Source organism: uncultured Clostridium sp., assembly GCF_947039605.1.
Classification (GTDB): domain Bacteria; phylum Bacillota; class Clostridia; order Clostridiales; family Clostridiaceae; genus Sarcina.
The window spans coordinates 1-11,569 of sequence record NZ_CAMQZG010000074.1 but is presented as its reverse complement, the minus strand read 5'-3'; the positions used below and the strand labels follow the sequence as shown (position 1 = coordinate 11,569).

Here is an 11,569-nt window from a genome sequence, read left to right as displayed (position 1 = left end):
CCATACTTGAGTAAGAACTTTTTGAAGTTATATACTCAAGTATGGGGATAAAAAAATAAGTATACAACAAAAGGGCATCTAAAAATGCCCTTTTTTAATCTGTTAGTTATTTTATTTACCCAAAGATAAGAAAGAACCCATCAAAATTTGTCTATTCCTTTTTCTTATCTATTCCCTATTCTAACTCTTAAACCACGCCTAATTAAACCCTTTAGGAATAGTTCCAAAGATTACAAATTTTATATCCATACTATCTTTTAGAACTAATTGATTTATTGCATTTTTAAAATGCATTGCCACCCTTGCAGAGTCATTTTTGAAAACTCCACACCCAAATGCTCCAAGAGCTAGATATTTAGCTTTTTTATCTACTGCAAACTGAACAATATTATACTATGGGTTCTTTATAATTTTTCATTTCTTTTACAGTATCTTCTGCTACTTTTAATCTCTCATATCTATCCTAATATTTTTCTTAATGCCTCATCGCTTTTTATTACCTGAGTTAAAATATAACTTTCTAAATCAAATTTATCTAACATTAATTTATCTTCTAATTTATATTGTTCCTCAACACTTAAAGAATTGCAAATTTCTTTTATAATATTTTCAAGACTCTTAATATCAACCTTCTTATATTTAACTCCATATACTTTTAAAATTTTAGCATTCATTTTTGTAACTGCTAGTCCTGTTTTTATTCCACTTACTTGTTCTACCCCTACTAAAGACAGGTTATTATCATATATTTTTGATAACCCTAGAAATTCTCCTGTATTTCTATTAGTTTCTAATGCAAAATTAAATTCATGTCTATCTATATTTCTAATTAAGGCATCTAAATATATCATATCTAAATACTTTTCTTTATCTACATCACTTAAAAATTCTAGAATATAATCATCATCAAGCTCTTCTGAAATAGTTCCCCAAGGTTCTAAATTAGAAGTTTTTGCAATAGATTCACAAATTACATACCTGCCCCCTTCAACTATTTCATATCTTGCACATTTTATCCCTACTAACTTTGCTATTTCATAAGCAATAACTTCTGAAATATTAGAGCCACAACCCATAATATCTCCTTTTTTCTTTAAATACCACACTTCATTTTCATAGTGCCAACACTTTTCAAATGAACCTATATTAGTTAATTCTGGTGTTATATTTATCTGCTGAAATTTAATATCATCTCCATTTAAAGCAACATCAGATATATAATTCCCTTTACTTAGCTCTATTAATTCCTCATAACTAACATCTTCTTCATCTTTTTTTAACCAATAATTATCTGTTATACTAAAAGCCTTAAAATTTATAATATTATCTAAATCATTTGAAGATAACCCTAATACTTTTGAAATTTTATCAAAATTCCTTCTAGATGTATCTATATATCTTGTGTGAAGCCAATTTTCTATTGATGTATCTATAATTTTTTCTCTAAATCTAAAATGTAATGGTAATTTATTTTTATTCATCAGTTTTATAATAATATTATTTTTAACCTTTAAAACCTTACTATCTCCACTCATTAGATATCCATTAAAACTATTTTTAATGTTTATAAACTCTCTTTTCACACTCGATTCCCTCCAAACTTATATTTTCCTACTTTTAATTATCTTTATCTCATCCCACCCTTCATAATGAGTAGGGATTTGTAAATCTTTATACATTTCATTTATTATATGAACTGGAACTTTTCTCTCTCTTTTTGCATTTCTTTCTATAGCTTCATTTAAATCAACTTCAAAATAAACACATATCTTTTTTATACCTTCTAATTGATATATAAGACTCTTTCTTTTTTTTATACTAATATTTGTAGCATCATAAATCACATTAACTCCACTATTTAAAGCTTCTTTAGTTCTTTTATACATCATCTCAAATACTTCAATATTATTATCTTGATGTGTTTCTGCTCCATAAATTTCTTTTCTAATATTATCTGATGATATCCAAATAGTATTTTCATTTATATGTTCATTTGCAAAAGTTGACTTTCCACTTGCTGGTATTCCAACTAAACAATATAAAGTTGTCATTTTCCTCACTCCTAACTATATCAATATTATTTTTACTCAATAATATAAAAAAAGATTCCCCTAGTTTCCTAGAGTAATCTTTCCAATTTAATAATATTCCTTACTACCAACAAAAACCTTATAAATGCTTTCATATTTATATCCTTTTTTTATGACAGTATTATCCTTAACTATAATTTCCATTTCAACCAGCTTGTTTATAATACTAGATACAGTATTTACAGATACTCCTGATTGGTCTTCTACTTCTTTTTTAGTAAAAACAATCTGTTTCATTATAACTGGTATAATTTTATAGACAGAATTTCCTCTAAAGATTTCTATTTTTTTCATATCTTCTTTGTATATTTCTTTTATTTGATTTAACTTATTTGTATACATTGCACATTGATCTATAACACATTGTAAGAAAAATTTGATAAAGCCTGCTAAATTTCCTCTTCTGCTTTCCATTAAATTTCTCTGATATGATGGTTTATATAATTCAATTACCTCTGAAAGGTATAAGATTGGTTTAGAATCACCTAAATATGCCATTTGTAGTGGTATTAATGCTCTTCCTAACCTTCCATTTCCATCTTTATATGCATGTATTGTCTCAAATTGTGCATGTGCTATTGCTATATTAATTAATAATGGATCTATAAATGCATCATTCATATATTCATATATTCATATAAATTGCTTAAAAGATCTATAATATCATCTGGAACTGGTGGAATAAATATAGCACCTTCTATCCCTATACCTCTTGGTCCAATCCAATTTTGTGTTGTTCTTATTTGTCCTGGTGTTTTTTCTGCACCTCTATCACTATTTAATAACATCTCATGCATTTTATTAACAACGCTTATACTTATGCCATCTTTTCTACAAATCTCTTTATATCCAAACTCAATAGTTTTCTTTAAATTTTGTATTTCTAGACTTTCATCTGTTTTATCTAAATATTTTAAATAATACATCTCATCTTGCGAAATTTGTGTCCCTTCTATTTGTGTAGATTTATAACTCTCATTTAAAAGTACAGAGTCTAGAAAGTAAGTTGAATCAAACTCTAGAGTATTTAAGAGTGATTTATATTCTCCATATTTTTCATTTGCTTCAGCTAATAATCTTAATAAATCTTTATCAACCTTATAATCTAGTGGTAGTTTTTTTACTTTATACGGTTCCATGCTCTCACTCCTTATTACTATTATTGATATTATTATACTTAAAATAAATCTAGTGAATAATTTAATTTAAGTTCAGCTATATTGAACTCATCTTTATACTCTGATCATTTACTTTATTTTTTATAATTCTTGTTATTCTATATCCATTAAATAAATCTAATCTATATGCCTCATCCTCATCTTTTTCATATTTACAATAAGAAACTCCAGCATATTTAATTTGAGCCTCTATTATTTTTTCAAATAAAGGAACATTTTGTTTCTTTAATAGTTCTTCAATCTTTTTTCTTTCTTTTACAGTTTCATGCTTATTCCCTTCTGCTAACAGAACAGAATAACAATTTTCTAAAGTTATATTCATTTTGTATCCCTCTTCTTATATTAATAATCTTATACACCTATTTTAATTATTTATTATGTCAATTAAAATACATCTTCTACCAAGGAATGGAATTTAACTTAAATAAAAAAAACTGCACTAGGCTTACCCTAATACAGTTTTATCCTTGTAGCTAAATCACACACTTATTTTCTAAGTCCTCTAACTAAATTTATATCTAAATCAAATCTACTAGCAATTGTTTCATCATCTAAAATATCTAGAACACTTTTAGCTGCTTCTATTTTTCCTTCTAATCTACCTTTATCTTTAGCCGAACTAATCATATTTGCTCTTTCGTCAACTACCCGCCACTTAGCCTAAAGGCTTGAAGATGGGGGCTTGTAACTATAGTAACGAGGTACTAACGAGCAATGCTCTCCCTCCTCAAACCTATGCTACATTATACGGTTATTGACAGAACCGTTAGTAGAAGAGTGTACTCAACTACTACTGTCATAGACAGTTAATTTCGTATTACGATTTAGTATTAGTTAATGTCAGCGAGTGCCTTTAACGCAACGGTTTTCTCTTGACTTAATACTTATATTATTTATTATATACTAAATCTAACTAAATTATACAAGAAATACTAACCAAAAGGAGGTTTGAGCAAGGACTTAGAGAGTTGTCGTTTAGCTACGCTACGAGCAATTCCTCCCCCACTTGCAGAAGTGGGAGTATCCTTGCGATTTTTTAGATGAAGCGATCTTTCTCTTTCCCAGTATAATCTCATTGCATCTTCATCACCACTTAAGTATTCAAGTTTGTTTTCAGCTTTTTCTATTGCCGGTTCCAATTCTATCACCTCCTTTAAGTAACACTCCAAATTTTATATTTGGCTAGTGGAACTTACTCAGTGAACGTATGTGAGTCGAGTTTCCTCTTTTTGAAACTAATTATTTTCCCCACTTATCTATTGCACTTTTTAAATATTCATACGTACCTTGCTTTTTTAGAAATTCTTCAAGATCATTATTTTCAAATTTAATTTGTTCGAGCCTTTTCTCTATCTGAGTATATGCTGGCATATATCTTTTTCTTATTCTTTCTTTGTCTTCTTTTGTAGGATTTGAAATTCTTGAAATATCCATATTATTTTTAAGGTCAGCTAATTTAACCCTCAATACAAAACTCTTTTCATTTATGCATATATTATTTATATAGTCTTTATAGCTTTGTGTCTGTATTCTTGTAAGGCTTTTCACCGCATCTCTTAGCTCCTTTGGAACACCTATTTTTATCAAATAACTTTCTATATAATCAGTATCTTCTAATAAATCATGTAGCATTGCAACTATCTTTTCCTTTGGTGCATCTACATCCTTTGCAACACTACGCAAGTGATTGATATATAGATTTTCACCCTTATCCTTAATATGACTAAATATACGCTCCATCTCTTTTTCAACTTTATTAAGTAGAATTAAATACTCCTTATCCGTAAAAGTTTTTCTATCTACCTTAATACCTACAATTTTATATTCATTCCTAAAATCAAATCAAGTTAAACCTAGTTATTATCTTATATCTAATAAAACTATATGATACAATATAATTAAAAAAAATAAGGAGGTATTTTGCTTGAATAATATGCAATTAAACACAGAAATAAACTCTCTTGCAAAGTTATCAATAAAAAATATAGGACATATAGGAACTGCAGAAATTTTTATAGACAAAAGTACTTCTATTGCAGGACATAACAATATAGGAAAATCAACAATTACTAAAATACTCTTTTCAATAATTAAAGCAGAAAAAACAAGTAGAGAATTCTACCTTGAATTTATAAATGACTATAATAAAACTGATTCAATTAAGGAAAAACAACTATTAAAATATAATTTTGAAGAAGAATATTCATTAGGTACAGTTACTGATTTAAATACCTTTGAAAACACATTAAAAATGAGGTTATATAAAAAATACTTAGTTAAATATTTTTTCTCAACACTAGGTGAAAACTATCTTAGAGAAACTACACAAAATGGTAAAATTCTTTTCTCTCATAATAATTTTTCGCTTGAATTTTTAATTTCTAAAAATAAACCAATTGAAATCAACTTAAGCGGTAAATATGCTTGGTATACTGATGCTACTTTAATTTCATCTACTGAAGTCCTTAACTTTTCAAATCTAATTAATAATGCTGATACTGCTATTGATGAGAAATATAATTTAACAAAACTTGTGTCAGCACAAGAAAAAGATTTAATAGAAAAACTTAATAAAGTATTTGCAGATATGCTAGATGATAACTTTAAACCTCTTAATGGACTTTATTTTGACAAATATGGTTATGCATTTTATAAAGAAAATTCAAAAACAGTTGATGTAAAAGTCCTTGGAACAGGAAAAAAATTGTTTGCTATTATGGATCGTCTTGTGGTGAATAAATCAATAAATCAAAGTACTTTACTACTTTTAGATGAGCCTGAAGAAGGTATGCATCCTGAATGGCAACTTGATTTTATAGAATTTTTACTTAAATCAAAGATTCCATTTATGCTAACAACACATAGTCCTTACATTATTCAAAGCCTTGTCCACTATACAAAGAATAGTAATAAAATTTATTATTATACTATTGAATATTTATTAGAAAAAGGATTTGCTATCTGTAACAAAGAAGATAAACCTTTAAAAATAGTAAAAGACTTAACTAATCCAATGTTAAAAGTAAGAGGTTTTTAAATATGAATTCATCAAATGAAATTATTTTTTTAAATCATAAGCTAAATAATTATAGTATGATTCAAAGAGAAAATATTGGAATACTATTTGCTTCTGATTTAACACTTAGACAACTGAAAAAAGACTTAAGTCTTTCAGAAGATGAAAACTATATTATACAAAGTGACATTACTATGCTTGGACTTGATACAATTGGAAATAAAAAAAGATTCAAAACTGCTGATGGTGCAGAAGTTTCAACTTTGAAAGGTATTTTACTTATAGAGGCTAAAGACATAACAACCGCTCTATTACACAGATTAAATGGATTAATTACCAATGCATCAGAAAATGACAACTTAGCACTAAAAGGTATCATTGATAATAGGTTAAATGAAGTTAAAGAAAAACTAAGTGGTAGTCTTGGTTTATTTGAAAACTTTCTATTACAAGAATCATATAATATTCCATCAAATACAAATATAAAAATCTGTCTTTTTATTGATTATAAACTGACAGCAATAGATGAATTTGCACTTACTGGAGATATTGGGCTTATGAGGGATGAAATTGATGAATACTCTAGTATATTTACTGACACTAAAATTTTTACAAATAAAAATCTATCAAACTTAGAAAATTTAATACTTGAATATCAATAATCAATATATTGAATTTTAAATGACCCATAAAGCATTTTTACTCTATGGGTCTTCTTCTAATCTTTATTTTAATTTTCTATTGTTATTTAAATATTGCTAAGTTATATCCATACCTAGTTACATAACCTGGTATACTCCATATATTTAACTTTTGAGATTTAGCACTATCTTCTGCTTTATAATACTCATTTACATTTACAGTAGCATTATTTTTATTTAAATAAGCTATTCTAGCTAGTCCATTTGCAACCTCTTCTTCATTTAAGTTGTACCACTTACCATTATTCTCATAGAATATAGTTCCAACTTCTCTACCATATTTCCCTTTACTTTCATTGAAAAGAATTTTTATATTATCACCAGCTTCAAGCTTACTTTCAACATATTCTTTTCCTTGTATTGAATATGGCTCAATACAGTGTATTTTTGGATTTACATCCTCTGCTGTATCCACACCAAAGAACCTTATTGTTTTCTTTTCCCCATTTACATTTGCAACAAGAGTATCTCCATCAATATCTCTTATATACTTACAATTTGTTGCTCCCCTAACATTCTCTACACCTTCAACTCTAAACTCATTATTTAAAGTAACCTTTGAATGTTCTTTGTTAGCTTTCTCAACCGCTGCTTTATCATAATCATTATTATATCCCTTATTAAAAGGAACTCCATCAACTTCTGAATATTTATTATTACTCTTGTGACTTTCTTTATGGTCCATATTATTATAATTTGTATTTTCCTTATGATTGCTGTAATTCTTATCACCTTGATTACTTTGTTGTGAATATGATTGATTATTATAATTTTCTTTAGCTCTATGATTCTCCTTATGAGAACCTATGTAATAAGCACCACCTATTGCAACTAGTATTCCTATTATAATTAAAGTTTTTTTCATTTGTTTGTTCCTACCTTCATATTAATTTATATTCCTATTTTACTACAATACTAGACTTCTTGCTAAAATACCAAATTTATTTTTCACTTCACTTTAAGTTCATACATTTCTATATATATCCAATTATACTATATATACATATTTAATCTTCATAAAATATGCGTAATCCTATTAGATAATAAGTCTAAATTATGAATCTTTTAATTATTAAATGAAATTTAAAATGTTTGGAGTTGAATATATATGATCAAAAAGTTTTTAAGTTATACTATGCCCTCTGCTACTGGTATGTTTGTAGTTGGTATCTACATAATCGTAAGTGGTATTTTTATTGGGCGAGGTATTGGTTCATCTGGACTAGCTGCCATTACAGTAGTTCTTCCATTTACAATGATTATCAATTCATTGTCTAGCATATTTTCTATAGGTGCTTCTAATACTATTGGTTATTACCTTGGAAAAAATAACATTCAAAAAGCAACTGGTATATTTAGACTAGTTAGCTATAGTTCTATCTTCGTAAGTATATTATTTCAAGTAATAGGTTTTTTATTTTTAAAAAATATTTTGAATGGCTTAACTTCTAGCCCAACTTTACTAAATGAAAGTAGAGGTTATTTATTTTGGTATTTAGTCTTTACACTACCTATAGTTTTACAATCTATTTTTAATTTATTTCTTAAAAATGATGGAAAACAAAGAAAAGCCATGCTTATACTTATAACATCTACACTTATTACTCTATTTCTTGAGTATATCTTTATATTCAAGTTACATTTAGGTCTTGAAAGTGTTGCTATATCTTTAGGCATAGGACAATCAATAGCTGTAATTTATGAAGTTATTTACTTCCTTAAATTCAGTACTTACTTAACATTTGGAAAGTGTAAATTTGTTTGGAGAGATTTACGAAAAGTTATAAAAATAGGTTTACCTACATTTTTCATAACAGTATCATTCTCTTTAATAATACTATTTACTAATAGTTTCTTATTAAAAGCTTATGGTGAAATTGGAATTGCAGCTTTTGGAATTGCAAATTATCTTACTGGATTAAACTACTATGTATCTCTTGGTGTATCTGATGGAATTTCTCCTTTACTTAGTTATTATATTGGTAAAGATTCACTTTCAAAAGCAAAAAAAATATATAATTATGCCACAATCATGAATTTTGCTATCGGTGCTACTTTAACTTTATTATTCGTTATATTTGGTAAAGATTTAATATCTCTTTACACAAGTTCAAAAGAATTAATGAACTTATCTTATATAGCTTTGATAATAACAAGTATTGGGTACACAGGATTCTCTATAAACTTAATAGACACAACTGTATATCAGTCATTACACAAAACACCCATTTCGTATTTATTATCATTTATGAGAGGTATTGTATTTATACTTATAGGATTATATACACTTCCTCTTATATTTGGGAATATAGGAATTTGGTATGCTTTTGTATTCTCTGAGTTTATAAGCTTTATTATTATGACTATAATCTTTAGAATTATAAAAAAATCATTTACATTCCATAAAATAAAGTATTCTTAAAATAAAAAACAACTATAAATAAAGACGAATGCATAACTAAAGTGGACCCCATGTCAAGGACAGAATAAAAAAGAGGGCTACGAAGCTAGAAGGTGATTTCGGTATTGAACCGGGGTCATCTTTTTTAAGTTCCATTGACATCTATGATGATTATAATAATCAATATAGTCATCAATAGCTTTAATTACATCGGTCAAGCTTTGTAATTCCTTGAATATAATTTTATCTTTCATATGCCCGAAAAAGGATTCTTGTGGCGCATTATCCCAACAGTTTCCACGACGAGACATAGATTGCCCTAATTTATTTTTCTTTAGCAGTTTTTGGAATTTAGGGCTTGTATAATGCACACCCTGATCTGAATGTATAAAAGCATCTTTATGTAACATAGTTTTTAATTGTATCAGTAGCAATCTCTAAAGTTATTCTATCTGAAACTTTATAGGCAAGAATCATATTTGTACTAGCATCTTTTATCGTCGACAAATAAGCCATTTGACCAGCTCCATATTTTAAATATGTAATGTCTGTAAGTAACACTTTTTCAGGAATTTCTTGTTTAAACTCACGATTTAATGTATTTGGAACAACTCTATGTTCCTTTGTAGCTTTTGCCATTTTTCTATATGGATTCCCCTTTCTTATAGGACATATAATCTCAAATTTTCGCATAATACGTTGTATTTTCTTTCTACTATAAATGATATTAAATTCATTCGCTAATATCATTTTTATAGTTCTAGAGCATTATTTTTTAGATTTAAACAATTTTTTATAACCCTCCTTTCGCTCACGTCTAACTTTTTTAACATCTCTAATTGCTCCTCTAATAACCTTATTTTCGATTCCTGTTTTTCTATAATCTTGTCCTTTGATAATGGTGCATTCGTTGGACGTCCTGAATTTTCTTTCCTAGTATCTCTTAATCCAACTAAGCCATCTTTTTTATAGCTTTTCATCCATCTAGAAGTAGCTTGTTCACAGCGAACAGTTCCTATCATCTCCATATCGAATCCAGCTTCTTTAAATATTATTTTAGCTGACTTACCGTTAATGTACTCTTCAATAAATTTTCTTTTAAACTCTGCAGAATAAGTTATAGATTTTTCACTCACTTTTTGAACATTTGTATTATTTCTTAATTGTTTTATTTCGTTTTCACCAAAAATAATTTTACTCATAATACCCTCCAACTTGTTATTTATACTTAATTATACAGAAAGAACCCTATAGATAAACACTTTTTATTTAAGTGTCCAGTCTATAGGGTCCATTTTAAACATAGCATTTGTCTTTATTAAATTTTAACTGTTTTTGAATGAATATTATTTGAATTAATTTTAAAATAATGCTAAAATGGAAAAACAAAGAAAAAAAACAAAAGATAGTATTAAGGAGTAAATATGAACAAAAGAAAATTAGTAATTATGTTAACAGGTGTAACAATAGGACTTGTAGGTATAACTCATAATGTCCAAGCTACATCTCATAAAAATATAACAAACCAACAAAATACAGTATTATTAGCAAATCATAATGTTGGAAATAGTGTTATACATTATATAGATAATGCAAATAATCGAGAAAATGCTTGGCATGAAGCTATTAGAATTCATGGAACTAAAAAAAACAACTGTACATTTTATCTATCTAGCCTTCTAAGAGGAGCTGGTATTAATGTTCCAACTTCAATTGGGTATACAACAAACTTAGGCGATTGGCTAGGTCAAAATGGATGGACAAAAAATACTAATATGAATAATTTAAAACCTGGGGATATAGTATTTTCTGGTGATGTACATGCTTATATATTCTTATCATGGGCTAATAAAGATAAACTTATAGCAAATGTTAATGATGAGCAACTAGCTTATTATGATAATGGACTTTCTTATGAAAGAAAATTAAAAGGAGCAAATGATAATGGTTATATTCCAGGACACGATAGTGATAATACTTATATGAGAGCAACTTATTATATGTCACCATCTAGTACTACAAATAATTCAAGTGTTACTACACCTACAACTGGACATACAACAATCCAAAGTTCAATAGGTTGGTTACACTTTAGAACTGGAAATAGCACAAATTATAATATTTTAGGTAAAATCCCAACTGGAACAATCGTTAATGTTTTAGGACAAAATAATGGTTGGTAT

13 protein-coding genes and 1 pseudogene are annotated in these 11,569 nt (G+C 27.4%); 4 read left to right on the top strand and 10 right to left on the bottom strand.

What is annotated here, in order from left to right; translation table 11 throughout:
- Positions 1-458: 458 nt before the first annotated feature.
- The 8 genes from Q0V24_RS16305 to Q0V24_RS16270 all read right to left on the bottom strand — a co-directional run bounded on the left by Q0V24_RS16305 (position 459) and on the right by Q0V24_RS16270 (position 5,008).
- The gene (locus Q0V24_RS16305; protein WP_297523109.1) at positions 459-1,583 is read right to left on the bottom strand and encodes a hypothetical protein; all 1,125 of its coding nucleotides are present in this window, start codon (positions 1,581-1,583) and stop codon (positions 459-461) included.
- Between the two features lie 18 nt (positions 1,584-1,601).
- Entirely contained in the window at positions 1,602-2,051 is a 450-nt protein-coding gene (locus Q0V24_RS16300) for an AAA family ATPase (RefSeq protein WP_297523107.1), read from the bottom strand.
- Positions 2,052-2,138: 87 nt separating this feature from the next.
- Positions 2,139-2,711 carry a Fic family protein gene (locus Q0V24_RS16295; protein WP_297523105.1) on the bottom strand — a complete coding sequence of 191 codons (573 nt, stop codon included), beginning with the start codon at positions 2,709-2,711 and terminating at the stop codon, positions 2,139-2,141.
- The gene (locus Q0V24_RS16290; RefSeq protein ID WP_297523103.1) at positions 2,708-3,229 is read right to left on the bottom strand and encodes a Fic/DOC family N-terminal domain-containing protein; all 522 of its coding nucleotides are present in this window, start codon (positions 3,227-3,229) and stop codon (positions 2,708-2,710) included. The genes Q0V24_RS16295 and Q0V24_RS16290 overlap by 4 nt, the downstream gene beginning before the upstream one ends.
- Positions 3,230-3,305: 76 nt before the next feature.
- Positions 3,306-3,590, bottom strand: coding sequence for a hypothetical protein (locus Q0V24_RS16285; RefSeq protein WP_297523101.1), 285 nt, complete (start codon positions 3,588-3,590; stop codon positions 3,306-3,308).
- Between the two features lie 164 nt (positions 3,591-3,754).
- On the bottom strand, positions 3,755-3,895 hold the full coding sequence (locus tag Q0V24_RS16280; RefSeq protein ID WP_297523099.1) for a hypothetical protein: 141 nt from the start codon (positions 3,893-3,895) through the stop codon (positions 3,755-3,757).
- 305 nt (positions 3,896-4,200) lie between these two features.
- Positions 4,201-4,407 (bottom strand): hypothetical protein, encoded by a 207-nt coding sequence (locus Q0V24_RS16275; protein WP_297523098.1) that lies wholly within the window; start codon positions 4,405-4,407, stop codon positions 4,201-4,203.
- A 100-nt stretch (positions 4,408-4,507) separates the two neighbouring features.
- Complete coding sequence (locus Q0V24_RS16270; RefSeq protein ID WP_297523096.1) at positions 4,508-5,008, bottom strand: GTP pyrophosphokinase; 501 nt, start codon at positions 5,006-5,008, stop codon at positions 4,508-4,510.
- Positions 5,009-5,201: 193 nt separating this feature from the next.
- Here Q0V24_RS16270 and Q0V24_RS16265 point away from each other — a divergent pair, with 193 nt between their 5' ends.
- Positions 5,202-6,305: an AAA family ATPase gene (locus Q0V24_RS16265; protein WP_297523111.1), complete on the top strand. Its 1,104-nt coding sequence runs from the start codon at positions 5,202-5,204 to the stop codon at positions 6,303-6,305.
- A gap of 2 nt (positions 6,306-6,307) precedes the next feature.
- Complete coding sequence (locus Q0V24_RS16260; protein ID WP_297523093.1) at positions 6,308-6,946, top strand: hypothetical protein; 639 nt, start codon at positions 6,308-6,310, stop codon at positions 6,944-6,946.
- Positions 6,947-7,028: 82 nt separating this feature from the next.
- Here Q0V24_RS16260 and Q0V24_RS16255 read toward each other — a convergent pair whose 3' ends face one another.
- Positions 7,029-7,850 carry a thermonuclease family protein gene (locus tag Q0V24_RS16255; RefSeq protein WP_297523091.1) on the bottom strand — a complete coding sequence of 274 codons (822 nt, stop codon included), beginning with the start codon at positions 7,848-7,850 and terminating at the stop codon, positions 7,029-7,031.
- Positions 7,851-8,093: 243 nt separating this feature from the next.
- Between Q0V24_RS16255 and Q0V24_RS16250 the strand changes: the two genes are divergently transcribed.
- Complete coding sequence (locus Q0V24_RS16250) at positions 8,094-9,407, top strand: MATE family efflux transporter (protein WP_297523089.1); 1,314 nt, start codon at positions 8,094-8,096, stop codon at positions 9,405-9,407.
- 77 nt (positions 9,408-9,484) lie between these two features.
- Here Q0V24_RS16250 and Q0V24_RS16245 read toward each other — a convergent pair.
- Positions 9,485-10,588 (bottom strand): annotated as a pseudogene (locus tag Q0V24_RS16245) (IS3 family transposase).
- Between the two features lie 222 nt (positions 10,589-10,810).
- On the opposite strand from Q0V24_RS16245, the gene Q0V24_RS16240 reads away from it, so the two are divergent.
- The coding region (locus Q0V24_RS16240; RefSeq protein ID WP_297523087.1) for an SH3 domain-containing protein at positions 10,811-11,569 on the top strand (759 nt) is incomplete at its 3' end.

What these genes read in the sequence shown, in the direction of transcription:
- Q0V24_RS16300 (WP_297523107.1), bottom strand. Translation starts at nt 2,051, where the DNA reads ATGACAACTTTATATTGTTTAGTTGGAATACCAGCAAGTGGAAAGTCA.
- Q0V24_RS16295 (WP_297523105.1), bottom strand. Translation starts at nt 2,711, where the DNA reads ATGAATGATGCATTTATAGATCCATTATTAATTAATATAGCAATAGCA.
- Q0V24_RS16290 (WP_297523103.1), bottom strand. Translation starts at nt 3,229, where the DNA reads ATGGAACCGTATAAAGTAAAAAAACTACCACTAGATTATAAGGTTGAT.
- Q0V24_RS16285 (WP_297523101.1), bottom strand. Translation starts at nt 3,590, where the DNA reads ATGAATATAACTTTAGAAAATTGTTATTCTGTTCTGTTAGCAGAAGGG.
- Q0V24_RS16280 (WP_297523099.1), bottom strand. Translation starts at nt 3,895, where the DNA reads ATGATTAGTTCGGCTAAAGATAAAGGTAGATTAGAAGGAAAAATAGAA.
- Q0V24_RS16270 (WP_297523096.1), bottom strand. Translation starts at nt 5,008, where the DNA reads ATGGAGCGTATATTTAGTCATATTAAGGATAAGGGTGAAAATCTATAT.
- Q0V24_RS16265 (WP_297523111.1), top strand. Translation starts at nt 5,202, where the DNA reads ATGCAATTAAACACAGAAATAAACTCTCTTGCAAAGTTATCAATAAAA.
- Q0V24_RS16260 (WP_297523093.1), top strand. Translation starts at nt 6,308, where the DNA reads ATGAATTCATCAAATGAAATTATTTTTTTAAATCATAAGCTAAATAAT.
- Q0V24_RS16255 (WP_297523091.1), bottom strand. Translation starts at nt 7,850, where the DNA reads ATGAAAAAAACTTTAATTATAATAGGAATACTAGTTGCAATAGGTGGT.
- Q0V24_RS16250 (WP_297523089.1), top strand. Translation starts at nt 8,094, where the DNA reads ATGATCAAAAAGTTTTTAAGTTATACTATGCCCTCTGCTACTGGTATG.